This is a genomic window from Achromobacter sp. EB05 (assembly GCF_044232075.1).
GTDB classification, from domain to species: Bacteria; Pseudomonadota; Gammaproteobacteria; order Burkholderiales; family Burkholderiaceae_B; genus Achromobacter; species Achromobacter dolens.
Map to the genome: position 1 here is coordinate 4,030,598 of NZ_CP155917.1, position 25,196 is coordinate 4,055,793.

Consider the following 25,196-nt stretch of genomic DNA (forward strand, 5'->3'; position numbering starts at 1 on the left):
GGCAATCCTCAATGTTTGGCGATAGCTAGGAACTGCTCGACCGCGGTGCGGGCGAACAGGGGGTCGTTGATGTGGCACGGCACGCGCACCAGGCGCCGGTCTGCGGTCTGCACCAGGCGCGACTCCAGCGCCTCGAACAGCGCGGCGTCGGCCTGCGGATCCCAGAACGCCTGGCCCGGCGCGTCCAGCGCCGAGACGCCGCCTTCCGGGATCAGGAAGCGCACGGGGCCGTCGCAGCGGTTCAGCCGGTCAGCGATCCATTCGCCCTGGCGGCGGTTCTCTTCCGCCGTGGTGCGCATCAGCGTCACCTGCGGGTTGTGGGGGTAGAAGGTGCGGCCGCGGTAGCGCTCGGGCACCGAATCCATGGCGCCGAAATTGACCATGTCGAGGGCGCCGCAGGAGCCCACGTAGGGCGCGCGCGTGCGGGCCACGGCGCCAAAGCGGTCCTCGGTGCAGGCCAGCACGCCGCCGAACAGGAAGTCGCAGACCTCGGTGGTGGTCAGGTCCAGCACGCCGGACAGCAGATGGCTGTCGAGCAGCTTTTCCATCGACTGGCCGCCGGTGCCGGTGGCGTGGAACACCAGGCAGTCATAGCGCGATTCGAGCAGCGGCGTGACCTGCTGCACGCAGGCGGTGGTGACGCCGAACATGGTGATGCCGACGGCGGGCCGGCTGTCATCGCCGGTGGCGCTGGCGGCCTGGCGGAAGGCGCCGCCGATGGCGCCGGCGGCATTGGCCAGCACGCGGCGCGAGATGCGGTTCAGGCCCGCCACGTCGGTCACGGAATACATCATGGCGATGTCCGACGGCCCGACATAGGGCGCGACGTTGCCCGACGCCATGGTCGAGACCATCAGCTTGGGCACGCCGATGGGCAGCGCGCGCATGGCCGGGGTGATCAATGCGGTGCCGCCGGAGCCGCCCAGGCCCAGCAAGGCGCCGATGTCGGGGTTGGCGGCGGCATAGTGTTCGAATGCCAACGCCATGGCAGCGATGGCGGTGCCCCGGTCGCCCGTGAACACGGCCTGCTCGCCCTGCGGGTGGCTGCGCGCCACTTCCCGCGCCTGCACTTGCGCCGCGCTGGCCGCGCCGGTGGTGGACACGTCCACCGAGACCACGTCCAGGCCGTCGCGCTTGAGCAGCTCGACCACGTACTCGGCCTCGTGACCCTTGGTGTCGTAGGTGGCGGCCACGAAAACCCGCCGATTCGAATGCGTCATGACTCCTCCGCGGGCGGCTACACTCGGTGCGCGCCTCGATATATGTCCGGGGCTAGTGGCCCTGTAGAATCAAGAAATGAGACGAAAGAATCATACTGAGACACCTGTCTCACGTCAAACCGCGACCACGGCGCGCAAGCCGGCCGCCGCCCCGGCGCGCCTGATCGCGCCCGCCAGCCGCCAGGCGGCCGCCAGCGGCGAACCGCCGCACGGACCGCGCGCGCGCATGCGCAAGATCCTGCTGGACGCCGCGCAGCGCCTGATGGCGCAAGGCATCACCCCGTCGGTGGCCGAGCTGGCCGAGCACGCGCAGGTGTCGCGCGCCACCGCCTACCGCTACTTCCCGAGCCAGAGCGCGCTGATCGCCGCCGTGGTCGACGAGAGCCTCGGGCCGATCCTGGCCTGGGACTCGACCGCGCCCGACGCCGCCACCCGCGTCGACGAACTGCTGCGCTTCGCCTACCCGCGCCTGGCCGCCCACGAGGCGCCGCTGCGCGCGGCCATCCAGGTGTCGCTGCAGCAGCACGCCGAAGCCAGCGCCGGCCGCGCCGGCAATGAACCGCGGCTGGTGCGCGGCCACCGGGTCGACATCCTCAAGCGCGCCATCGCGCCGCTGGCGGACCTGCTGCCGCCGGCGCAACAGGAACGCGTGGCGCAGGCGCTGTCGCTGGTCTACGGCACCGAGGTGTTCCTGGTGCTCAAGGACATATGGGGCCTGGAATTGCCGGCCGTCACCGAGGTCGCCCGCTGGACCGCGCAGGCCATCATCCGCCAGGCGCTGACCGACGCGGCGCAAGCCGCTCGCTAACAGCAAGCTGTCATTCCCACGTCACTCGCGGCCCGCATAGTGCGGGCCTTCGCGGCGCCGCGCCGGTGCGGGCCGCATGACGCTGGAGTATGGAATGCAGTTCGAAGTAACCCGCCTGCGGCGGGCCCTGATGCCGTTGTCGCTGGCTTGCGTAACCTTGCTGAGCGCCTGCGGCGGCAGCGATGACGATGACGACGCGAGCGCGCCGCCGGTCGTGACCGAACCCACGCCGCCGGTGAAGACCGGCGCCTGGAGCGCGGGCGACCTGCACGTGCACACGATCCAGTCCGACGACGCCCAGACCACGCTGGAAAGCGTGCTGGACCAGGCCTTCGACCGCTACCAACTGGACTGGGCCGCGCTTTCGAACCACCTGCGCATGTCCGCGCGCGACAACACCGGTGCCAACATTCCCGGCGGCTCGATCCCGTTCTCGGCGGGCATGGCGCGCTATGAAGTGCCGTTCATCAAGCAGGCGCAGGCGGCGGGCCGCTACGCCGGCAAGATCATCTTCTCGTCGTTCGAGTGGGACATGCCCACGCACGACCACGTCAACATCGGCATCGGCACCCACGACCCGCTGTCCGACAGGTCGCTGCGCGCCGTGGCCGAATTCGAATACCTGTACACCAACAAGGCCGCCAACCTGTTCGACGCGCAACTGGTCGCCGACCTGGCCGGCCAGACGCGCGCGTACACCACGCACGCCGACTCGCTGACGGCCCTGAAGTGGCTGCGCGACAAGCACCCCGACAGCTACATGCTGTTGAACCACCCGTCGCGCTACGCCGGCAAGTACACCATCGGCCAGTTGCGCGAGATGCACGACCTGGCGCCGTCGATCTTCTTCGCCATCGAAGGCATGGTCGGCAACCAGATGGAGCCGGACCGCGGCGGCTATGCCGAGGCCTACACGGCCGACAAGCTGCCCAACCGCACCTACGGCGGCGTCGACTACCTGGTGGCCAAGCTCGGGGGCACCTGGGACGCGCTGCTGGGCGAGGGCCGCCACATCTGGACCGTGGCCGATTCGGACTTCCATTTCCGCATCAACGCCACCGGCCAGTACAGCAGCGGCTACGCGCCGGGCGAATACGCCAAGACCTACGTCTGGAAGGATGGCAAGGACATGGCGGCGGTGGTCGCGGGCCTGAAGAGCGGCCGCATGTTCGGCGTCTTCGGCGACCTGATCGACGCGCTCGAATTCCAGGCGCAGGGCGCCTCGGGCGCGGCACAGATGGGCGGCGAACTGACGGCGGCCAAGGGCGAGCAGGTGGAGGTCACCATCCGCTTTCGCAGCCCCGCCAGCAACCACTACGAGTATCCGATCGAAAGCGGCAACCCCACCTACGTCAAGCCGACCGTGCACCACGTCGACCTGATCGTGGGCGATATCGGCGCCCGCGCCGCCGCCGGCACGCCGGCATACGACAACGCGACCAATCCCAGCACCCGCGTGCTGGGCCGATATACCAGCAAGGACTGGACCGTGGACAAGGACGGCTACAACGTCATCAAGGTCAAGCTGACCGCCGACAAGAGCCAGTATCTGCGCCTGCGCGGCACCAACCTGGCGCCGGACGTGGCGGGCGAGACCGCCAACGGCGAACCGTTGCCAGACGCCAAGGTCGATCTGGCCGACAACGCGGCCCGCTTCAACGCCATCAACGCGCGCAATTACAACGACCTGTGGTTCTACTCGAACCCGGTGTTCGTCACCGTCAAACAGTAAGACGGCCTGCGCCGGCGCGGCATTTCGAGCCGCGCCGGCCCGATCCGAGACGCGACCGGCAAGGATGCCCTTTTATAAGTCACAGTTATTTTGTTGACCGACAACCCCTCAATTGCTACATATGAGGGCGCAACTGCACTTGGTTCCTGATTATTCTCATCGGAGGATTTTTATGAGCAAGCGAATTGTTGTCGTGGGAGGCGGGGTCGGCGGCACCATGCTGGCCAACCAACTGGTCCACAAGCTGTACCCCGAAGTGGCGGCCGGCAAGGTCAGCATCATGTTGCTGTCCGATTCGCCGGATCATTACTACAAGCCGGCCTTCATGTACGTGGCGTTCAACCTGTTTTTCCAGGAAGAACTCAAGCGTCCCGAACGTTCCCTGCTGCGGCCCGAGATCGATTTCCGCGTCGACAAGGTGACGCGCTTCGATTTCGATGCCCAGCAACTGCACACCCGCGGCGGCAAGCGCCACGGCTACGACTATCTCGTGATCGCCACCGGCTGCGTGCCCGCGCCGGAGCGCATCGAAGGGCTGCGCGAAGCGGGCGACCATTTCTACCAGTACGAGCCGGCGCGGCAACTGGCCAGCCGCCTCTCCACGATCGAACGCGGCCGCGTGTTCGTCAGCGTCACCTTTCCCAAGACACCGAACGTGCCGCACCAGTGCGGCATCGCGCCGATCGAGACCACGCTGATGCTGGACGACTACCTGCGCCGACGCGGCGTGCGCGACCGTGTGGAGATCATCTACACCTACCCCACCACCTCGCAACTGCTGCGCAACTGCCTGTTCCTGCAAAAGCCCACCTGCGAGGTGCTGCCGGCCATCTTCGAGCAACGCGGCATCCGGTTCCAGCGCGGCTTCACGCTGGCGAAGGTGGACCCCGATCGCCGCATTGCCTACTCGGAGGAAGGCGTCGAGCAGCCGTTCGACATCCTCATGGCCACGCCGCCGATCCGCGCGGTCGACGCGGTGCTGGAATCGGGCGCTTCGCAGGCGCCCGACAACGAGGGCTGGCTGCCCACCGATCACGAAACCATGCAGGTCTATGGCCTGCGCAATGTGTACGTGATCGGCAACACCGTGGACCTGCCGGTGAGCAAGGCAGGCGGCTCGTGCCACAACCAGGCGCCCGTCATCGCCAACAACATCGCCGGCGAGATCCGGCTGGGCCATCCCTGCAGCGCCTACGACGGCCGCGTCCAGGCCGTGGCGCAGATGGGCCTGAACGCGGGCATGCCGCTCTGGTACGACTACACCCACGACGTGCGGCCGACGCCGCCGACCAAGCTGGGCGGACTGCTGCGGCATGGTTTCAACCGGGGCCTGTACTGGTCCGTCGCCAGGGGAATGCTATGAACGCACCGCACGACAACAGCCTGTCCAACGCCGGCCAATGCGACACCCTGCTCGCTGCGCCACCCGCGGCGGCCGGCAACGATGCGCTGGCGCAGCTCGCCGGCAAGCTGCAACCGCTGGCCGACAGCGGCCGGCTGGACAATCTGGTCGACCTGCTGGCGCTGGCGTCCGACCTGGTCGACCTGCTCGATGCCCCCATGGTGGAAAAGCTGGGCGCGCTGTCGGAGCAGGCCACGGGCGCGGCCTGGACCCTGTCCAACGCCTGGCGCGCGGCCCACGCGCAAGGGTTGCAAGAGGCGCGCCCGCCGGGCCTGGGCGGACTGTTCCAGCTCTCGCGCGACGAGGACACGCGGCGCGGGCTGGCGCTGGTGCTGCGGACGCTGCAAGGCCTGGGCCGTCAGGTGGGCGATCAACGGCGGGACTACGCCCCTTCCTGATGCCGTTGGCGGGGCCGCCCGCGCGGCCCCCGTTGTCCAAAACAAAGCCCCGCAAGCGCTTGCCTGCGGGGCTTTTGGGGTGCGCGCCCGGGATGGGCGAGGCGACCGGGCTTACTGCAACGTACGCGTGAACACGAACTTGCCGTCGCGCCAATCCACCGGCACTACGTCGCGCGGACCGAACTGGCCTTCCAGGATCAGCCGGGCGACCGGGTTCTCGATCTGCTGCTGGATGGTGCGCTTGAGCGGACGCGCCCCGAACACCGGATCGAAACCGTCGCGGGCCAGCTCGGCCAGCGCGGGCTCGGTCACTTCCAGCCGCATCTCCTGCTTTTCCAGGCGCTCGGCCAGGCGGCGCAACTGGATGCGGGCGATGGACTCGATGTGCTGCGCTTCCAGTGCGTGGAACACCACCACTTCGTCGATGCGGTTCAGGAACTCGGGCCGCAGCGTCTGCTTGAGCTCGCCCCAGACCACTTCCTTGACCACGTCGTACGGCTGGCCGGCCAGCGTCTGGATATGCTGCGAACCGAGGTTCGACGTCATCACGATGACGGTGTTGCGGAAGTCCACCGTGCGGCCCTGGCCATCGGTCAGGCGGCCGTCGTCCAGCACCTGCAGCAGCACGTTGAAGACGTCCGGGTGCGCCTTCTCGACTTCATCGAGCAGCACCACGCTGTACGGCTTGCGGCGCACGGCCTCGGTCAGGTAGCCGCCCTCTTCGTAGCCCACGTATCCGGGCGGCGCGCCGATCAGCCGCGCCACCGAGTGCTTCTCCATGAATTCGCTCATGTCGATGCGGATCATGTGCTCTTCGGAGTCGAACAGGAACTCGGCCAGCGCGCGCGTCAGCTCGGTCTTGCCCACGCCTGTGGGGCCCAGGAACAGGAACGAACCGTACGGGCGCGAGGGATCCGCCAGGCCCGCGCGCGAACGGCGGATGGCATCGGACACCAGGCGCACGGCCTCGTCCTGGCCGACCACGCGCTTGTGCAGGTATTCCTCCATGTGCAGCAGCTTTTCGCGTTCGCCCTGCATCATCTTGGACACCGGGATGCCGGTGGCGCGCGACACGACCTCGGCGATTTCCTCGGCGCCGACACGGGTGCGCAAGAGGCGTGGACGGCCTTCGCCACCCTCGGCCTCCTCGGCTGCCTCGGCGGCGCCCACCTCGGCGGCCTTCAGGCGCGCTTCCAGGTCGGGCAGCTTGCCGTACTGCAGCTCGGCCAGCTTGTCGAACTGGCCCTTGCGTTGCAGCTCCGCCATTTCGGCGCGCACGCTGTCGATCTCTTCCTTGATGGCCTGGGTGCCCTGCACCGCGGCCTTCTCGGCCTTCCAGATTTCCTCGAAGTCGTTGTACTCGCGTTGCAGCTTCTCGAGCTCGTCCTCGATCACGCCCAGGCGGCGTTTGGAGGCGTCGTCGGTTTCCTTCTTGACGGCCTCGCGCTCGATCTTGAGCTGGATGATGCGGCGGTCGAGCTTGTCCATCACTTCCGGCTTGGAGTCGATTTCCATGCGGATGCGGGCGCCGGCCTCGTCGATCAGGTCGATCGCCTTGTCGGGCAGGAAGCGGTCGGTGATGTAGCGGTGCGAGAGCTCGGCCGCGGCCACGATGGCCGGGTCGGTGATCTCGACGCCGTGGTGGATCTCATAGCGCTCCTGCAACCCGCGCAGGATGGCGATGGTGGACTCGACATCGGGTTCGTCGACCAGCACCTTCTGGAAGCGGCGCTCGAGCGCGGCGTCCTTTTCGATATACTTGCGGTATTCGTCCAGCGTGGTGGCGCCGATGCAGTGCAGCTCGCCGCGCGCCAGCGCGGGTTTGAGCATGTTGCCGGCGTCCATCGCGCCCTCGGCCTTGCCGGCGCCGACCATGGTGTGCAGCTCGTCGATGAAGACGATGTTGCTGCCGTCGTCCTGCGACAGTTCCTTGAGCACGGCCTTCAGGCGCTCTTCGAATTCGCCGCGGAACTTGGCGCCGGCCAGCAGCGCGGCCAGGTCGAGCGACAGCACGCGCTTGCCGCGCAGGGTCTCGGGCACTTCGTCGTTGACGATGCGCTGCGCCAGGCCTTCGACGATGGCGGTCTTGCCCACGCCGGGCTCGCCGATCAAGACGGGGTTGTTCTTGGTGCGGCGCTGCAGAATCTGGATGGTGCGGCGGATTTCGTCGTCGCGGCCGATTACCGGGTCGAGCTTGCCCTGGCGGGCGCGCTCGGTCAGGTCGAGGGTGTACTTGGACAGCGCCTCGCGGTTGGATTCGCCTTCGGCGCCGGAGACGTTCTCGCCGCCGCGCACGGCGTCGATGGCGGCCTCCAGGGCCTTTTTCTGCAGGCCCGCGTCGCGCAGGATGCGGCCGGCCTCGCCCTTGTCGTCGGCCAGGGCCAGCAGGAACAGTTCGCTGGCGATGTAGGTGTCGCCGCGGCGCGCGGCTTCCTTGTCGGTGCGGGTCAGCACGCCCTGCAGGTCGCGGCCGACCTGGACGTTGTCATCGCCCTGCACCTGGGGCAGCGCCTTGAGCGCGGCGTCCAGGGCCGGCTGCAGCCGGTTGACGGCCACGCCGGCGCGCGCCAGCAGGCTGCCGGCGCCGCTGTCCGGGTCGGACAGCAGCGCCGCCAGCACGTGGACGGGCTCGATGTAGGGGTGATCGTTGCGGGCGGCCAGACTCTGAGCGTCGGCCAGGGCTTGCTGGAACTTGGTGGTCAGTTTGTCGAATCGCATAATGGTCGTTGGTGGCTTGTTGGTGAGCCTGACCGATACGCGCCGGCGGGCTCGATGACCTGAATATGCGGCCGGATGCGAGAATTTCAATACCTCGTCGGCCGCATGGATTTGGTCGGTTAACGCATCCGCGTACAGCAACAATCTGTCCCATGAGCATAAACGTTTTTGTCTACGGCACGCTACGCGCGGGCGAGATCAATGACCTGGCGCAAGCCGCCGCGCGCCGCGGCCTGCCGCCGGCGCGCCACGTCGGCCCGGCCACGGTGCCCGGCATGCTGGTGGATTTCGGCGACTGGCCCGGATTGCTCCCGGTGACCGATGGCCGGCGGGTGCTGGGCGATATCTACGAGGTCGACCCGGCCCTGCTCGCCCTGATGGATGAGATCGAGGAATACGTCCCCGGCCGCCCCGGCTGCTTCGTGCGCCGGCCGGTGCTGGCCCGGCCGCTGGCGCCTGGCGCCGCGCCGGTGGCCTGCGACTACTACCCCATCGACCCGGCCTGGCGCGGGGCCGCGGCGGACATCGACGGGGACGACTGGATCGCCTATCGGCGGGCCCGCCCGGCCCGATCGCAGCCGTAGGAATGCGCTACAAAATGCCGCGTAAGACACCCGTAGTAACAACGGACTACAATGGGTACCTGTCTTCACGCTTTTAAGCCCGTCCAGGCTACCGGCCAGGTCTAGGCACTATAAAGGTCATCGTATGCAAAAACGGGTTCCCGTTGCCCCTGATGCCGCCCACTGTTCCACGTGTATGTTGGGCCACGTGTGTGTCCCGGTCGGGATGGCAGCCGCCGAAGTGGAAAAGCTGGACGAACTGGTGAAAGAACGCGTGCGCCTCGAAAAGGGCAAGACGCTGTATTCGCTGGATCATCCCCTGGACGCCGTCTACGGCGTGCGCTTCGGCAGCCTGAAAACGCAGCTCGAAGACGCCACCGGCCAGATCCAGATCACCGGTTTCCACCTGCCCGGCGAGATCGTCGGCATGGACGGCATGCTCGATGGCAAGCACGTCTCGGCCGCCGTGGCCCTGGAAGACTCCGAAGTCTGCGTGATCCGCCTGAACGAAGTCGACCGCGTGGCCACCCATCTGCCGTCGCTGCAGCAGCAGTTCCGCCGCCTGATGAGCCGCGAAATCACGCGCTCGCACCAGATGCTGGCGTCGCTGGGATCGATGCGTTCCGAACAGCGCCTGGCCGCGTTCCTGCTGAACCTGTCGCAGCGCTATGCGTCGCTGGGCTACTCCTCGACCGAGTTCGTGCTGCGCATGAGCCGCGAGGAAATCGGCAACTTCCTGGGCCTGACCCTGGAGACGGTCAGCCGGCTGTTCTCGCGCTTCGCGCGCGACGGCCTGATCCGCATCAACCAGCGCGAAGTCCGCATCCTGGACCAGCCCGCGCTCAAGCAACTGCTGGGCCACGAGGGCTGCTGACGCCCGCCCGCGCCATGCGCCGCACAGCCGCACCCGGCGCCGCGCAGCCCCATCCGGCTACGCGCGTGCCGCGCTCGCGCCGGGCGCGGGGCGTGGCGGCGCTGATCCTGGCGGCCCTGCTGCCCCTGGCGGCGCGCGCGCAGACGCCGCTGCCCGACCCCTACGATTACGACGAACCCGCGCCCGCTCCCAAGCGGGTGGTGGTGCCGCGCTGGCAGACGCTGGAACTGGGCAAGCCCGGCCATCGCTACAAGATACCGGTTTATGCTAACCGGAACCTGGCGCGCGGCGACCTGCGCGATATCAAGCAGATCGTGATCGTGTTCCATGGGGTCAAGCGCAACGCGGACGCCTATTACGAAACGGTCGCCACGGTGCTGGCCGCCAATCCGGCGCGGGCCAACGACACGCTGATCCTGGCGCCGCGCTTTGTCGGTTCGATCGACTCGGGCTTCGCCGGCATGGCCGCGTGGCGCAAGGCCGGCTGGGAAGACGGCGAGGACAGTGTGCAGGCCAACGGCCGGCCCGCGCCGGTCAGCTCGTTCCAGGTGATTGACGACCTGCTGCGCAGCCTGGACGATCGCAAGCGCCTGCCGATCCTGGCCGGCATCGTGCTGGCCGGGCATTCCGGCGGTGGCCAACTGGTGCAGCGCTACGCCGTGCTGAACCAGATCGACGGCCCGTTGCGCCGCGACGGCGTCGCGCTGCGCTACGTGATCGCCAACCCCTCGTCGTACCTGTATCTGACCCGCGAACGCCCGCGCCCCGACGGCAAGGGCTACGCGCCCTACGAGCGCGGCATCTGCCCGACCTACAACCAGTACAAGTACGGCACCGACAAGCTGCCCGCGTACGCGCAGGAAACCGACGACACGCGCCTGTTCATCCGCTACGCGGCGCGCGACGTGACCTACCTGCTGGGCGGCGCCGACAACAACCCCGAGCACCGCCTGCTGGACAAGACCTGCGGCGCCGAGGCCCAGGGGGCGACGCGGCTGGCGCGCGGCACCGCCTACCTGCAGTACGAGCGCATCGTCGCCGCGCGCGGCAGCCGGCCGGTGACACTGCATCGCGCCGGCTTCGAAGTAACGGGCATCGGCCACGACAACAAGGGCATGTTCGGGTCGGTCTGCGGCGCGCGCGCCTTGCTCGGCGACGATGCCCAGGCGCCCGCCGGCGCGGCGGCCTGCACGGTGATCGAACCGCCGCGCAAGTAGACGCGCCCGGACCGCAACGCGGCGCGGAGTATCCCGCCGGCGATTATTGACACCAAGCTGAACGAATAACCCGGACGGGCGCAGGGGTGCATTTTGGCGCCAGCAGGCGCACCATAGGCGGGAACCGTCTCCGTGGAAGACAGATATGAGCCAAGCGTATCTCGACATGCCCGACGCCAAACGCCGCATCAAGGCGATCTTCGTCGGCTCCATGGGCAACCTGGTCGAATGGTATGACTTCTACGCCTATACCGCCTTCGCCCTGTACTTCGCCCCCGCCTTCTTCCCCTCGCACGATCCCGTCGTGCAGCAGTTGAACGCCGCCACGCTGTTCGCCGCCGGCTTCATCGTGCGGCCGCTGGGGGGCTGGCTGTTCGGCCACCTGGCCGACCGGCACGGGCGCCGATTGTCGCTGATGGTCTCGGTGGGCATGATGTGCGTGGGGTCGCTGATCATCGCGGTCACGCCCACTTATGCCTCCATCGGCCTGGCGGCGCCGGCGCTGCTGGCACTGGCGCGGGTCATCGAGGGCCTGAGCCTGGGCGGCGAATACGGCGCCAGCGCCACCTACCTCACCGAGATCGCCGATCCCGATCATCGCGGCTTCTATTCCAGCTTCCAGTACGTCACGCTGATCGGCGGCCAGCTCTGCGCGATCCTGGTGCTGCTGTTGCTGCAGAACGTATTCCTGACGCACGAGCAACTGGTGGAATGGGGCTGGCGCATTCCCTTCGTGATCGGCGCCATGCTGGCCATCATCACCGCCGTCATGCGGCGCGACATGCCGGAAACCGACTCCTACCGGCAGGCCAGCCAGACCAAGCCCAAGACCAGTTCTCTGCGCGGCCTGCTGCGCTATCCGCGCGAGGTCGCCATCGTGGTGGGCCTGACGGCCGGCGGCACGGCGGCGTTCTACACCTTCACCACCTACATGCAGACCTTCGTGCGGCAGACCGCCGGGTTCTCCGACATCGTCACCACCTACGTGATCGCAGCCTCGCTGATCTTCGCGCTGATCCTGCAGCCGCTGTATGGCGCGCTGTCCGACAGGATCGGGCGCAAGCCGCTGCTGGTGTTCTTCGGCATCGCCGGCGCGCTGCTTACCGTGCCGCTGCTGATGACGCTGTCGCAGACCCGCTCGCCGTTCATCGCCTTCCTGCTGATCTGCGCGGCCTGGATCTTCACGGCCGGCTACACCTCGATCAACGCCGTGGTGAAGGCCGAGCTGTTCCCCACCAATATCCGCGCCACCGGCGTGGCGGTGCCCTACGCCATCACCGTGTCGATCTTCGGCGGCACGGCGCCCGCCATCGCGCTCTGGTTCAAGCAGCAGGGCCACGAGCAGTGGTTCTACTACTACCTGGCGGGCGTGATCTTCATCTCGCTGCTGGTGTACGCGACCATGCGCGACACCAAGCATCAGTCGGCCATGCACCGGCACGACTGACGCCGCACGCGGGGAATGGCCGGCGCGCGCGGCCGCCCGTGCGACGACCGGCCGCGCGCGCCGGCGATGTGCGACCGTGCAAAGTCGCACGGGCCGTCAGCCCGGCTGATGCGCGCTGACGGCGTCCAGCACACGGGCCGAATACACCATCGCGGCGCCAGCGTTCAAGGCCACCGCCACGCCCAGCGCCTCGCCGATTTCCTCGCGGGTGGCGCCGTGCTTGAGCGCCTGCGCCGAATGCACCGTGATGCAGCCGTCGCAGCGGGTCGTGACCGCCACCGCCAGCGCGATCAATTCGCGCGTCTTGGCATCCAGGTGCGCGGTCCTGGCGCCGGCGGCCGACAGCGCCTGGTAGCCCTTGAGCGTGTCGGGCGTGAGCGCGCCCAGTTCGCCGATGCGGCCCATCAGTTCCTTTTGGTAGTTCACCCAATCCAGCATGTCGTGCTCCTTGAAAAAAGCGGCGTGGCTGAATGCCTGACGCCATGGAGGCAGTATGCGCGACCGGGCAGCGATTATTTAGCCGAAAAATCGCGCTTATATGCTGATTCGTATCAACCGCGCATCCGAGGGTTGCCGTGCCGGGCGGCTGGCGGCTGGCAGCCGGCGGCGGGCAGCGAGCCGCGGGAAACGGGAAGCGGGCGGAGGTTGTTGGACCGCGGCCTAGCGCCGCGCGCCCGTCAGCGGCCGCGGTGGCGCCGGCGGCGCCGGTTCGAGAGGCGCGGCCTGCAACGACTGGATTTCCAGCGGTGACCGGGCCTGGGCCACGCAGGGCAGGATCCAGCCTTCTTCCTTCTCGTCGCGCGACAGGCCCGGCCATTCGATGCGGTAGGCGATCTCGCCTTCCAGCATCAGGCACATGCAGGCGCGGCAGGTGCCGTTGCGGCAGGAACTGGGCAGCTTGATGCCGGCGGCCTGCGCGGCCGCCAGCAGGGTCGAATCGGCGTCGGCCTCGAAACGCAGTCCGGACGGGTGCACCAGGACAGGAAAGGCGGGCATGGTCGGCGGGATCGTTCGTCTAGTGAGGGCGACGGCGCGGGCCGGCCTTCAGGGCGGGCCCGGGAAGGTCGCTGTCCGCTCAGGCGGGCTGGTCCTGCCAGTCCAGTTGCCAGGCGCCGGACAGCACGTTCTGCAGCCACAGCGTGCAGGTCAGGGTCTTGGCGTCGGTGACTTCGCCCTTGGCGCAGGCCGCGTACAGGTCTTCGGGCAGGGCGCTGAAGACGTCGAGGAATTCGTCCTGGTCCAGTTGCCGGGGGCCGGCGCGCAGGCCGCGCGCGAAGTAGATGTGGATGATCTCGGTGGAATAGGCGATGGCCAGGTGCAGCGCGCCGGCGCGGGCCCACTGGCTGGCGGTGTAGCCGGTTTCCTCGAGCAGTTCGCGCTTGCCGCAGGCCAGCGGGTCTTCACCCGGATCGAGCTTGCCGGCGGGGAATTCGGTCATGACGCGGCCGATCGGATAGCGGAACTGGCGCTCGAGCAGCACGCGGCCGTCGTCGAGCAACGGGATCACCACCACCGCGCCCGGGTGCACGACGTATTCGCGCGTGGAGGTGTTGCCGTTGGGCAGCCGCACGGTGTCGTTGCGGATCTTGAGGAAGCGGCCATCGTAGGCGGCCTCGGTGGAGACGCGTTCTTCGAACAGATGGGAATCGGACTTGTCGGTCATGGCGCGGCGTGGGAAGGTGCGAGCGCCGCCACGCAAGGCGGCCGGCGCGAAGAGCTTGCAGCTTACCATCGCGCCCGCCATGGCCGCGTCATGGAGCTGACGGGCGTGATGGGAATGACGGGCATCATGCCCCCCGCGCAGGACCAAGCGCCGAGGATCTCGGGGCGGCAGGCTCGCCGCCCCGTGTATCAGTCGAACTTGCGACGGGCGTCCAGCGCCAGGCCGGCGCCGATGCTGCCGAACAGGTCGCCTTCGACGCTGCGCGCCTGCGGCACCAGCGCCGAGACGCAATCGCGCAGGCGCGGCACGCGGCTGGAACCGCCGGTGAAGAACACCGTGTCCACGTCGGCGGGGGCAACGCCCGCGTCGCGCAGCAGGACGCCGACGGTCTGTTCGATCTTCTCGATCAGCCGCGCCACGCTGGCGTCAAACGACGGCCGCGTCACGTCCACGCCCAGCTCGGGCGCGATGCGCGACAGGTCGATGCGCGCGGCCGGGCCTTCCGACAGCGCGATCTTGGCCTCTTCCACCTGCACCGCCACCCAGTGGCCGGCGCGCTGCTTGACCAGGTTCAGCAACAGATCGATCTTGTCGCGGTCGCCGGCTTCGGCGCGGATGTAGGCGAAGTGTTCGGCCGCCTTGCGGGTGTAGGCCTGGTTGATGGTGTGCCAGCAGGCCAGGTTGCCGTATTGCGTGGACGGCACATCCTTGCCGCTGCGCAACTGGCTGCCCAGCCCCAGCAGCGGCATGACGTGCGCCAGGCTGAGCTGCTTGTCGAAGTCCACCCCGCCGATGTGCACGCCGCCGTAGGCCAGGATGTCGTCGCGCCGGTCCGGCTTGGCGGCGCGGCCCGGCCCCAGGCGGATCAGCGAGAAGTCGGATGTGCCCCCGCCGATGTCGATGACCAGCACCAGTTCCTCGCGGTCGATCTGCGACTCGTAGTCGAAGGCCGCCGCCAGCGGCTCGAACTGGAATTCGATGTCGGTGAAGCCGACGCTGCGCGCGATCTCGCCCAGCGTGTCCTGGGCGGTCTGGTCGGCGGCGGGGTTGTCGTCGACGAAGAACACCGGCCGGCCCAGCACGGCGCGGGTGAAGTCGCGGCCGGCGGCGGTCTCGGCGCGGCGCTTGAGTTCGGCGATGAAGCGCGTCAGCAGCACGCGGAACGGGATCGAGCGGCCCTGCACCTCGGTGGAGCCGTCGATCAGCGAACTGCCCAGCAGGCTTTTCATCGAGCGCATCAGGCGCCCGTCGTAGCCCGCCAGGTAGTCGGAGATGGCCGCGCGGCCGTAACTGACCTCGGCGTCTTCATCGTGGAAGAAGATGGCCGAGGGCAAGGTGGTCTTGCCGTCTTCGAGGGCCAGGAGCGCGCGCTGGTCGGGGCGGCTCCAGCCGACGGTGGAGTTGGAGGTGCCGAAGTCGACGCCGCATGCGGTGGAAATCATGGAAATTCGGGGCTTGAAAGCAAAACGGCGCACAAGTGTAGCCGCAACCGCCCGAAACGCCATGTCACCCTCGGCGGCGCAGCGCCAACGCCACGAATGCCAGGGTGGCAACGGCCGCCAGCAGCCCGCCGCCGAAACCGGCGGCATAGCCCAACCGCGCCGCCAGCGCCGTGATCAGCGACGAGGTCAGGATCTCGCCCAGGTCGCGCGCGCTCTGCACCGCCGTCATGTCGGTGCCGGCCTGCGTGCCGCGCGCGGCGAAGCGCATCGCCAGCGTCATCAGCGCAACCGAGGCCGCGCCCGCGCCGAACGAACCCAGCGCCTGGGCCAGATAGGCCGTCGGCGTGGGCTGCGCCGCCCAACCCTGCGCCTGCGCCAGCCAGGCCGCGGCGGCCGCGCCCGACGCCGCCAGCCCCAGGGCCAGCGCGCCGCGTGCGCCCATGCGGCCCACCAGCCAGGCGCCGCCGCCGCAGCCGAGCAAGACGGTCACCGCGCCCCCCGCCATGCCAAGTCGCCCCACCGCCTCCACCGGCCAGCCCGCGTCCACCAGGAACAGCTTGGACAGCCCATAGCCCGCCACCGCCGTCATGGCCGCCAGGAACGCCGCCAGCACCAGCGCCCAGGCGCCGGGCCGGCGCGCGAAGCGCGCCAGGGTGGCGCGCCGCGGCGCGGCGGCGGGCGCGGGCAAGGCGGCTTCACGCCACCCCAGCGCCATCAGCAGGCTGAAGGCCACCACCGCCGCCAGCAGCGTCAGCGCAACGCCCTGCCCCAGCCACCCCGCCAGCACCAGGCAGCCCGGCCCGCCGGCGAAAAAGCCGACCATGGTGCCGCCGACCTGCACGGCGTTGGCGCGCGCCAGCGCCTGGCCATCGAAGCGCTCGGCGGTCAGGCCGTCGGTGGCGATGTCCTGGGTGGCGCTGGCCAGCGAGGCCAGGGCCATCAGGCCCACCACCCAGGGCGCGCTGGCGGCGGCGATGCCGGTCATGGCCACCGCCGCCAGGCAGGCCAGCACCACGGCCTGCATCGGAAGAATCCAGCTACGGCGCCGGCCGAGCGCGGCGCGCCAGCGGTTGTCGACCTGCGGCGCCCACAGGAACTTCAGCACCCAGGGCAGCCCCACCAGCGGCAGCCAGGCCAGCGCGTGCAGGGGCGCGCCGTCGCGCCGCAGCAGCGTGGGCAATGCCTCCATGGCCACGCCCAGCGGAATGCCCTGGGAGAAATACAGCGCGCCGATCATGACGAACAGGCGCGCATTCGCGGTTTGCTTCACGTCGATTTCCTTCAAGCTTGCGTTGCCGCGCCCACGCGGCGGTGTTCACTGCCCTGCCCGGGCGTGACGAACAGGATGCGGGCCGGACAGGCCACGCGCAGGCGGTGCCAGATGCCGCGCGGCACCACGGCGCCGCGCCGGGCGTCCAACAGCACATCGGTCTCGGCGCCGGCCTCGTCCATCAGCGTGAGCACCACGCTGCCTTCCAGCACACAGAGCATTTCCTCGCCGGCGGGATGGCGTTCCCAGACATCGCCGTGCACGTCGGCGTCGCTGGCCGCGGCCTTGATGCCGACCAGCCAGCCTTCGTGCGGCGCCAGGCGCCGCAGCCTGCCGATGTCGCGCATGCCGCCATCGCCAGCCAGCGCCATGAAATGATCGAGCCAGTCGAACACTGGCACGGGCGTCATTGCAGCCACGTTGTCTCTCCTTGAAAAAACGGATGGACGGCGCGCCTGCGCCGTCCATCGATCGCACACCGCTCAGTACTCGGCGCGCAGGGTCAGCATGACGTTGCGCGGCTCGCCGTAGCGGTTGTTCCAGGCCGTGCCCGACAGGCTCTGGTAGTAGCCGCGGTCGAACACGTTGTTGACGTTCAGCGCCGCGGTCAGGTGCTTATCGACGCGATAGGCCAGACGCAGGTCGACTAGCGCATAGCCGCCCTGGCGCAGCGTGACCGGGCCCGACACGGTCGAGTAGCTGGACTGCACCTGCAGGCCGCCGCCCACGCTCAGGCGCCGCTGCATCGTCGGCAGCGCATAGTTCGTCCACAGACGGAAGATGTGCCTGGGCGTGAAGCTGGCGAAGGGCTGGCCGCCGGCCTGCGTGTCGGTCAGGTACTTGCTGGTGTTGAAGGTGTAGCCGGCCGCCACCGTCCAGTTCGGCGTGATGCTGCCGCTGGCCTCGGCCTCGAAGCCGCGGCTGCGCACCTCGCCGCCCGCCACGTAGTAGCAGTTCTGGCCGACGCAGGGCCAGGCCGGATCCTGCTGCGCGCGGTTCTTCTGGCGGATCTGGAACGCGGCCAGCGATACGTTCAGCGCGCCGTCCATCAGTTCGCCCTTGATGCCGGCCTCGTAGTTGGTGCCGGTGACCGGGTCCAGCCCCTGGCCGTCGCGCGTGAGCTGGGTCTGCGGCTGGAACACCTCGGCATAGCTGCCGTACAGCGACCACTGGCGGTCCAGATCGACGATCAGCCCGCCGTAGGGCGTGAATTCGGGGTCGATGCGCTGTCGCGAACCGGGCGCGTCCTGGTTCCACCAGCTCATGCGGCCGCCCAGCACCAGCGTCAGTGGATCGGCCAGGGAGAAGCGGCCCATGCCGTAGACGCCCTGCTGGCGCGCGCGCGTCTCGCCCGGCGAGGTATAGGGGCCGACGCCCGGCTCCGGCACGCTGTGCGGATCCCAGTCGAACACGTTCACCGGCACGCGCAGCGCCGGCGTCAACTGGCCGGTGTACTGCTCGGTCGTGGTGCGCTGCGCATTGCCGCCGACCAGCAGCTCGTGGCGCCGGCCGAACAGCTCCACGGGGCCGCTGACGTAGGCATCGACGCTGGCCTGGGTGTTGTCGAATTTGTAGGCGCCGCCCATCAGCGCCGAGCCCAGGCCAGTCTGGCGGTCGATCGCGCCATAGGCGCCGGCGTACTTCAGGTTGCTGTCGGCGGTGAGGTAGTTGGCGCTGAGCTTGGCGCTCCAGCCCTGGCCGAAGCGGTGTTCCAGGTCGGCGAACACGCGCGCCGTGTTCCAGTTGAAGCGGTCCCAGGCCGCGTCCAGGTAGGTCGAGCGCTTCAGGCCGATGTCGCCGCCATCCTTGTAGCGTGGCACGCCCGCCATGTTGGTGGTGGAGCGGATGCGCTGGTATTGCAGCCCGGCCGACAGTACCGTGTCCGGGCCCAGGTCGACCTCGCCGATGCCGTAGAACAGCGCCGACTTCTGGTCCGCCACGTCGTAGAAATAGCCGCGGTCTTCAAAGGCCGTGACGAGACGGCCGCGCACGCTGCCGCTGGCGTTGAGCGGGCCGCCCAGGTCGGCCTCGGCGCGGTAGCGGTCCCAGTTGCCAGCGCTGACCGCGCCGCTGAAGGCGAACTCGCGCTGCGGACGCTTGCGCACCAGGTTGACGGTGGCGGCGGGATTGCCGGCGCCATGCAGCAGGCCGTTGGCGCCGCGCAGGATCTCGACGCGCTCGTACACCGCCATGTCCTGCGGCGACGCGGCCATGTTGCCCATCAGCACCGGCACCCCATCCTGCTCGTACGAATCGACCTTGAAGCCGCGGGAATAGTAGGCCGTGGTCAGCAACTGGTACGGCTGCACCGTGATGCCGGTGGCGTGCAGCATGACGTCATCCAGGCTCTGCAGGTTCTGCTGCCGCATCTGTTCCTGGCCGATCACGGTGATCGACTGCGGCGTCTCGCGCACCGTCAAGGGCAGCTTGCCCATCGTGGGCGCCGGCGCGGTCGCGTCGCGTTCGCCGCTGACGGTGACCGCCGGCAAGGTCGCGGCATCGTCGGACGCTTGCGCCGCCACCGGCCCCGCCGCCGTCAATGCCAGCCACACCGGCCAATGGCGCGCCGCGCCCTTGCGCGGCCGTGCCGCCCTGTTCCTGAACCTTGATCGCACCGCCGTTCCTCTTTCCTGGTTACTGAGAATTATTCTCAAACCATTCTAGAGAGCGACGTGGCGCGCCACTGGCGATTGCGGAAGTCTCGCTGGCGATTGCGGAAGTTTTTTACCGGGCGGGCCGAGGCGGCCGGCGCGCGCCATGCGACGCGCGCGGCCGTCTCATGCGATGACGACGGTCAATACTCGGCGCGCACCGTCAGCATGAAATTGCGCGGCTCGCCGTAGTAGTTGGTCCAGTTGGCATCGTTCAGGCGCTGGTAGTAGACGCGGTCGAACAGGTTGTTGGCGTTGAGCGCCACCGTGACGTGCTTGTCGACGCGATAGGCCACGCGCATGTCGGCCAGCGCGTAGCCGCCCTGGCGCAGCGTGATGGTCTTGGCCACGTTGTAAAAGCCCGATTGCACCTGTACGCCCCCGCCGATGCTCAGGCGCCGCTCCAGCGCCGGCAGGGCGTACTCGGTCCACAGGCGGAAGATGTGCCTGGGCGTGAAGCTGGCATAGGGTTGGCCGCTGGCGCGCGTGTCCACCATGTACTTGGTGGTGTTGAAGGTGTAGCCCGCCGCCACCGTCCAGTAAGGCGTGATGGCGCCGGCGGCCTCGGCCTCGAAGCCGCGGCTGCGGACCTCGCCCCCGGCGACCGAGGGGCAGCGTCGGCCCGCGCACACCACCGACGGGTCGGCCTGGGCGCGGTTCTTTTGCTGGATCTGGAACAGCGCCAGCGACACGTTGAGCGCGCCGTCCATCAGTTCACCCTTGACGCCGGCCTCGGTGTTGGTGCCCGTGACCGGATCGAGCGGCTGGCCGTCGCGATCGAGCTGGTCGATTTGCGGCATGAATACCTGCGCGTAACTGCCATACAGCGACCACTGCCGGTCCAGGTCGACGATCAGGCCGCCATAGGGCGTGAATCTGGCGTTGGTGCGCTGGCTCGCTTTGGGCGTTTCCAGCCGGCTCCAGTCCATGCGCGCGCCGAGCACCAGCGTCAGCGGATCGGCCAGCGAGAAGCGGCCCATGCCGTACACGCCCTGCTCCCGGTCGCGATTGATGCTCGCGGACTTGTAGGGGCCGATGTCGTAGTCGGGCACATCGCGCGGATGCCAGTGGAACACGTCCATCGGCATGTTCAACTGAGGGCTGGTGACATCGGCATTCAGGTTCTCGTACGAAGTCCGCAGTGAATTGGCGCCGAACAGCAGCTCGTGGCGCCGCCCGAACAGTTCGACCGGGCCGCTGACGTAGGCGTCGATGCTGGTCTGGCTGTTGTCGTACTTGATGCCTCCTCCCGACAGCTTAGCGCCCAGGCCCGTCGCGCGGTCGATCCCGCCGTTGACGGTGAGGTACTTCATCTCGGAATCGGAGCGAAGATGATCGACGCTGAGCCGCGCACGCCAGCCCTGGCTGAAGCGGTGGTCCAGGTCCGCGAACACGCGCGTCGTGTCCCAGTCGGAACGGCTGCCGGCGGACTCCAGGTTGACCGAGCGCCGCAGCCCGATCGGCGCGCCGTCCTTGTAGCGCGGCAGTCCGCCCATGCTGGGCGGCGGATGCGAGCGCACGCGGCTGTGCAGCAGGCCCGCCGACAGCACGGTGTCCGGGCCCAGGTCGACCTCGGCAGTGCCGTAGAACAGGCCGGTCTTCTCGTTCGCGCTTTCATAGAAGAAGCCGCGGTCGGCCATGACCCCGACGACGCGGCCGCGCACGCGGCCGCTGTCGTTCAGCGGTCCGCCCAGGTCGACTTCGGCGCGATAGTTGTCCCAACTGCCGGCGCTGAGTTCTCCGCCGAAGGCGAATTGCCGCTGCCCCCGCTTGCGCACCAGGTTGACGGTGGCAGAGGGATTGCCGGCGCCGTGCAACAGGCCGTTGGCGCCGCGCAGGATCTCGACGCGCTCGTAGATGGCCATGTCTTCCGGCGCGGCGGCGCGGTTGCCCATCATGGCCGGCACGCCGTCCTGCTCGAAGGATTCGATCTGGAAGCCGCGCGCGTAGTAGCCGGTGGTGAGGTGATGGTGCGGCTGCACCGTGATGCCGGTGGCGTGCCGCATGACGTCGTCCAGGGTGTGCAGGTTCTGCTGGCGGATCTGTTCCTGGCCGATCACGGAGATCGATTGGGGCGTCTCGCGCACGCTCAAGGGCAGCTTGCCCAGCGTCGGCTGTTGCGCGGCGCCGGCCTCGCGCTCGCCGCTGACGGTGACCGCGGGCAAGGTGGCGGCGCCCGTGGGCTCCTGGGTGCCTTCGGCCAGCGCCGGCCCCGTCGCCACCGCCAGCCAGAGCGGCCATTGACGCGCCAACCGCGCGCGCCGCGCGTTGTTCCCGAACCTAGAGCGCATGGGTACTTCTCCTTCGTTAATACTGAGAATTATTCTCATACAATTTCGAGGAGAAACCGCAACGCGCAGGCGTTTGTAAGACTCTTGCCATGGAAACCGCGCGGGCGCGAACGCGCATCGGCATGCGCGCGATCCCGCGCGACGGGTGGGGCCAGAACGCCGACAACCGGCGGCGCGGTCAGCGGCCGCGGATCAGCGCGCGCGGCAGCACGCCGTAACGCCTCTGGAAGGCCTTGCTGAAATGCGAATCCGTATAACCGCAGGCATAGGCGGCCTCCGATACGCTCATCTCGCCGGCGGCGAGCAGCGCGTGCGCCTGCGCCATGCGCTGCTCGCGCACGCAGGCATAGACGCTGCATCCGAACAACTGGCGAAAGCCCGTGGTGAGCTTGTTGACGTTGACGCCGACACGGCGCGCCAGCTCGGGCAACGTGGGGGGATGCTGAAGATCGGCCAGCAGCAGATCGCGCGCGTGGTGCAGGCGTTCAACGTCGGCGCGCGACGGTCCGCCCGGGGTCGATGCGGCCGGCGCCGGTTGGAGCGCGCCCAGCGCCAGCGCGGTCAGCTCCAGCGCCTTGGCGGACAGGTACATGCGCTTGAGCGCGCCCTGCATGGGGCAGGCCAGCATCTGCCGGCCCAAGGCCTGCAGCGGCGCGGCCAGCCGCAAATTGGCGTCGGCATAGGGTGCGCCGTCGCGCGGCGCGCGCAACAGGCCCGCGATGTCGGCCGGCTCCAGGGATAAGGACTCGCGCAGGTGTTCCAGCGAGGTGCGCAGCGACACGAAGCGCAGCGACCGGCGCGCGCCGAATTCGTGTTCCATGCGCAGCGGATCGCGGCACAGGCTCAGGTGCAGCAACGGCCCGCTGACCTGGGCGGCCGGCGCGCCCGGCACGCGGTAGCGCAGCTCGCCGTCCAGCACCAGCACCAGCTTCAGGCCCGGCGCCAGGTCTTCCAGCACCCGTTCGCCGCGCTCGAAGCGCAACGTGCCGCCGGCCAGCGACATGGCGGGCGTGGCGGCCGGAACGGCCCAATCGAGTTCGGGGTGAGAAGCGGTCACGGTCGCGGGCCCGCCCGGGGCCCGATACTTTATTGAGAGTGACTATTATTACCGTTTTCGCCTCGCTCATGCCAACGCGGCGTTGCGCGCGGCGCGGCGCAGCGCCTGGGGCGGCTGGCCGTAGACCCGCAGGAAGGCGCGCCGCATCCGTTCGCTGTCCATGAAACCGACGCGCCGCGCCACGCTGTCGATACTGTCGTCGCCAGCCTCGATGCAGGCCCGCGCCGCCTCGGCGCGGATGCGCTCGACCGCCTTGGCGGGGGTTTCGCCGGTATCGGCCTTGAAGCTGCGCAGGAACTGGCGCGGACTGACGCAGGCCACCTCGGCCAGATGCTCCACCGTCAGGGCCGCGCCCAGGTTGGCGCGGATATGTTCGAGCACCCCGCGCATGCGCTCGCTGTCGGGCGCCAGGTCCTGCAGGGCCGAGAACTGCGATTGGCCGCCCGAGCGGCGGTGATACACCACCATTTCGCGCGCGGTGGTGGCCGCCAGTTCGGCGCCCAGGTCGGCCTCCACCATCGCCAGCGCCAGGTCGATGCCGGCGGTGATGCCGGCCGAGGTCCAGGTATCGCCATCGCGGATATGGATGCGGTCGGGCTCGACCCGCACGCCCGGATGCTCGCGCGCCAGCATTGCGGCATGGCGCCAATGGGTGGTGGCGCGGCGGCCGTCGAGCAGGCCCGCGCCCGCCAGCACCAGGGCGCCGGTGCAGACACTGGCCAGGCGCCGGCCCGCCTGCCGCTGCGCCAGCAGGCGGGCGCGCAGGGCGGGCGTGACGGCGGCGGCGCGCGCGCCCTCCCCGCCAGGCACCACCAGGGTATCGGCGGGCGTGCCGTGCCAGGACACCGTCTGTACGCCGATGCCACAGGAGCTGCGCACCGGGCCGCCGTGTTCGGAGACGACGTGCACCGCATACGCGGGGCCGGCGGCGGTCTGCGCGAAACGGCCGGCGGTCTGGAACACCGCGGCCGGGCCGGACATGTCCAGCAACTGAAAATCGGGCACCAGCAGGAAGGCGACGTGGTGGGTCATGACGGCTTGGGGTTCAGGGTGGGGGCTGGGGTTGGTGTTAGGGTTTGGCGTTTTTTGAGGTAATTATGTCATTCACGCCAAAGTCTGCGTCGATACAGTGGGGTCTGTCAAACCCCCGCTCTCTTTTTCTTCCCATGCCTTCCTCGCCCTCGCCCGCCACGGGCCGCCGCAACGCCCGCATCCTGGCCGTGTGCCAGGGCCTGTTCATCGCGGCCATCTCCATCGACCTGACCCTGACCGCGCTGACCGGCCACATGCTGGCGCCGGACAAGGCGCTGTCCACGCTGCCGTTCGCGCTGATCACCGTCGCCGGCGCCGTGGTCACCTGGTTCGCTTCGCTGCTGATGCAGCGCATCGGCCGCCGCAACGGTTTCGCGCTGGGCGCCCTGGCGGGCGCGGCGGGCGGCGGCATCTCGGTGTGGGCGGTGTTCCATGCCGATTTCTGGGCGTTCTGCGCGGGCACCGCGCTGGTCGGCGTGTTCCAGGCGTTCGCGCAGTACTACCGGCTGGCGGCGGCGGACGCGGTGGAGCCGGCCGCCAAGAGCCGCGCGATCTCGGTGGTGATGACCGGCGGCGTCATCGCCGCGATCGCCGGGCCGGCGCTGGCGGCCTGGAGCCGCGACCTGTTCGCGCCGGTGACGTTTGCCGGCGCCTACCTGATGGTGGCGCTGCTGGCGCTGTTGTCCGCCGCCCTGTTGTTCGGCTTCTACCGCGATACCGAGGCGCCCGTGGCCCCGGGCGAAGTCCAGGGCGGACTGCCGGCGCGCCCGCTGCGCGCGGTGGCGCGCCAGCCGGTGTTCATCGCCGCGCTGGCCAACAACGTGGTGGGATCGGTGTCGATGATGTTCATCATGACGGCCGCGCCGCTGGCGGCGGTGGCGTGCAGCCACAGCATCGGCGACGGCGCCAACATCATGCAGTGGCATCTGGTCGGCATGTATGCGCCCGCCTTCTTCGCCGGCGCGCTGATCCAGCGCTTCGGCCTGCCCAGGGTGCTGGGCGCGGGCATGCTGCTGAACGTGGCCTGCGCGCTGATCGCGATGGCCTCGCCATCGCTGCCGGCGTTCTACGCGGCGCTGTTCTGCCTGGGCGTGGGATGGAATTTCATGTTCGTCGGCGGCACCACGCTGCTGGCGCAGTCGTACCGTCCCTCCGAGCGGGCCCGCGCCCAGGGCGCGGCCGAAATGCTGCGCTACGCGGCCACCGCGGTGGCGACGCTGGCGGCCGGTCCGGCGCTGGACGCGTTTGGCTGGGAGGCGCTGAATGCCGCCATGCTGCCGGTGGTGCTGGCCGCCGGCCTGATGACCTGGCACTGGGCGCGCGGCTCGGCCAGGGCCGCCACGGCAGCCGGCCCGGCCTGACCAGGCCCTGCCTGAAGCGGGTTGGCCTGACCGAGCCCGACCTGACGCTG

21 protein-coding genes are annotated in these 25,196 nt (G+C 69.0%); 9 read left to right on the forward strand and 12 right to left on the reverse strand.

From position 1 onward, the window contains the following. Positions 1 to 8: 8 nt before the first annotated feature. Positions 9 to 1,220: a Tm-1-like ATP-binding domain-containing protein gene (locus AAID08_RS18260; protein WP_064528453.1), complete on the reverse strand. Its 1,212-nt coding sequence runs from the start codon at positions 1,218 to 1,220 to the stop codon at positions 9 to 11. Between the two features lie 160 nt (positions 1,221 to 1,380). Between AAID08_RS18260 and AAID08_RS18265 the strand changes: the two genes are divergently transcribed. The 4 genes from AAID08_RS18265 to AAID08_RS18280 all read left to right on the forward strand — a co-directional run bounded on the left by AAID08_RS18265 (position 1,381) and on the right by AAID08_RS18280 (position 5,560). Then, a complete protein-coding gene (locus AAID08_RS18265) occupies positions 1,381 to 2,028 on the forward strand; it encodes a TetR/AcrR family transcriptional regulator (RefSeq protein WP_395757830.1) in 648 nt (215 codons plus the stop codon). 94 nt (positions 2,029 to 2,122) lie between these two features. Beyond that, on the forward strand, positions 2,123 to 3,760 hold the full coding sequence (locus tag AAID08_RS18270) for an S-layer protein (RefSeq protein WP_054502044.1): 1,638 nt from the start codon (positions 2,123 to 2,125) through the stop codon (positions 3,758 to 3,760). A 172-nt stretch (positions 3,761 to 3,932) separates the two neighbouring features. Continuing rightward, positions 3,933 to 5,123: an FAD/NAD(P)-binding oxidoreductase gene (locus AAID08_RS18275; RefSeq protein WP_395756733.1), complete on the forward strand. Its 1,191-nt coding sequence runs from the start codon at positions 3,933 to 3,935 to the stop codon at positions 5,121 to 5,123. Then, positions 5,120 to 5,560 (forward strand): DUF1641 domain-containing protein, encoded by a 441-nt coding sequence (locus tag AAID08_RS18280; RefSeq protein WP_082401896.1) that lies wholly within the window; start codon positions 5,120 to 5,122, stop codon positions 5,558 to 5,560. The genes AAID08_RS18275 and AAID08_RS18280 overlap by 4 nt, the downstream gene beginning before the upstream one ends. A 111-nt stretch (positions 5,561 to 5,671) precedes the next feature. Here AAID08_RS18280 and clpB read toward each other — a convergent pair whose 3' ends face one another. Beyond that, positions 5,672 to 8,278, reverse strand: coding sequence for an ATP-dependent chaperone ClpB (clpB, locus tag AAID08_RS18285; RefSeq protein ID WP_049073056.1), 2,607 nt, complete (start codon positions 8,276 to 8,278; stop codon positions 5,672 to 5,674). Positions 8,279 to 8,430: 152 nt separating this feature from the next. Here clpB and AAID08_RS18290 point away from each other — a divergent pair, with 152 nt between their 5' ends. The 4 genes from AAID08_RS18290 to AAID08_RS18305 all read left to right on the forward strand — a co-directional run bounded on the left by AAID08_RS18290 (position 8,431) and on the right by AAID08_RS18305 (position 12,379). Continuing rightward, on the forward strand, positions 8,431 to 8,862 hold the full coding sequence (locus AAID08_RS18290) for a gamma-glutamylcyclotransferase (RefSeq protein WP_175189797.1): 432 nt from the start codon (positions 8,431 to 8,433) through the stop codon (positions 8,860 to 8,862). Between the two features lie 124 nt (positions 8,863 to 8,986). Further along, positions 8,987 to 9,715: a helix-turn-helix domain-containing protein gene (locus AAID08_RS18295; RefSeq protein ID WP_049073054.1), complete on the forward strand. Its 729-nt coding sequence runs from the start codon at positions 8,987 to 8,989 to the stop codon at positions 9,713 to 9,715. A gap of 14 nt (positions 9,716 to 9,729) precedes the next feature. Next, complete coding sequence (locus AAID08_RS18300) at positions 9,730 to 10,932, forward strand: hypothetical protein (protein WP_372412983.1); 1,203 nt, start codon at positions 9,730 to 9,732, stop codon at positions 10,930 to 10,932. A 145-nt stretch (positions 10,933 to 11,077) separates the two neighbouring features. Further along, entirely contained in the window at positions 11,078 to 12,379 is a 1,302-nt protein-coding gene (locus AAID08_RS18305; protein ID WP_049073052.1) for an MFS transporter, read from the forward strand. 96 nt (positions 12,380 to 12,475) lie between these two features. Here AAID08_RS18305 and AAID08_RS18310 read toward each other — a convergent pair whose 3' ends face one another. The 10 genes from AAID08_RS18310 to AAID08_RS18355 form a co-directional block, all read right to left on the reverse strand. Further along, on the reverse strand, positions 12,476 to 12,817 hold the full coding sequence (locus AAID08_RS18310; protein WP_054502039.1) for a carboxymuconolactone decarboxylase family protein: 342 nt from the start codon (positions 12,815 to 12,817) through the stop codon (positions 12,476 to 12,478). 222 nt (positions 12,818 to 13,039) lie between these two features. After that, the gene (locus AAID08_RS18315) at positions 13,040 to 13,375 is read right to left on the reverse strand and encodes a 2Fe-2S iron-sulfur cluster-binding protein (RefSeq protein WP_054502038.1); all 336 of its coding nucleotides are present in this window, start codon (positions 13,373 to 13,375) and stop codon (positions 13,040 to 13,042) included. A gap of 79 nt (positions 13,376 to 13,454) precedes the next feature. After that, entirely contained in the window at positions 13,455 to 14,042 is a 588-nt protein-coding gene (locus tag AAID08_RS18320) for an NUDIX domain-containing protein (RefSeq protein ID WP_054502415.1), read from the reverse strand. 188 nt (positions 14,043 to 14,230) lie between these two features. Beyond that, positions 14,231 to 15,484 carry an Hsp70 family protein gene (locus AAID08_RS18325; protein ID WP_063587686.1) on the reverse strand — a complete coding sequence of 418 codons (1,254 nt, stop codon included), beginning with the start codon at positions 15,482 to 15,484 and terminating at the stop codon, positions 14,231 to 14,233. 64 nt (positions 15,485 to 15,548) lie between these two features. Further along, on the reverse strand, positions 15,549 to 16,721 hold the full coding sequence (locus AAID08_RS18330; protein WP_144654912.1) for a RhtX/FptX family siderophore transporter: 1,173 nt from the start codon (positions 16,719 to 16,721) through the stop codon (positions 15,549 to 15,551). Positions 16,722 to 16,765: 44 nt separating this feature from the next. Beyond that, positions 16,766 to 17,164: a cupin domain-containing protein gene (locus AAID08_RS18335; protein WP_054415903.1), complete on the reverse strand. Its 399-nt coding sequence runs from the start codon at positions 17,162 to 17,164 to the stop codon at positions 16,766 to 16,768. 72 nt (positions 17,165 to 17,236) lie between these two features. Then, positions 17,237 to 19,369, reverse strand: a complete 2,133-nt coding sequence (locus AAID08_RS18340; protein ID WP_395756734.1) for a TonB-dependent siderophore receptor — start codon at positions 19,367 to 19,369, stop codon at positions 17,237 to 17,239. A 179-nt stretch (positions 19,370 to 19,548) separates the two neighbouring features. After that, positions 19,549 to 21,696 carry a TonB-dependent siderophore receptor gene (locus AAID08_RS18345; RefSeq protein WP_395756735.1) on the reverse strand — a complete coding sequence of 716 codons (2,148 nt, stop codon included), beginning with the start codon at positions 21,694 to 21,696 and terminating at the stop codon, positions 19,549 to 19,551. Positions 21,697 to 21,874: 178 nt separating this feature from the next. Next, positions 21,875 to 22,753, reverse strand: coding sequence for an AraC family transcriptional regulator (locus AAID08_RS18350; protein ID WP_231133050.1), 879 nt, complete (start codon positions 22,751 to 22,753; stop codon positions 21,875 to 21,877). A 66-nt stretch (positions 22,754 to 22,819) separates the two neighbouring features. Further along, positions 22,820 to 23,785 (reverse strand): GlxA family transcriptional regulator, encoded by a 966-nt coding sequence (locus AAID08_RS18355; protein ID WP_175166710.1) that lies wholly within the window; start codon positions 23,783 to 23,785, stop codon positions 22,820 to 22,822. A gap of 134 nt (positions 23,786 to 23,919) precedes the next feature. On the opposite strand from AAID08_RS18355, the gene AAID08_RS18360 reads away from it, so the two are divergent. Then, positions 23,920 to 25,146 carry an MFS transporter gene (locus AAID08_RS18360; RefSeq protein WP_395756736.1) on the forward strand — a complete coding sequence of 409 codons (1,227 nt, stop codon included), beginning with the start codon at positions 23,920 to 23,922 and terminating at the stop codon, positions 25,144 to 25,146. The last annotated feature ends 50 nt before the right edge of the window (positions 25,147 to 25,196 follow it).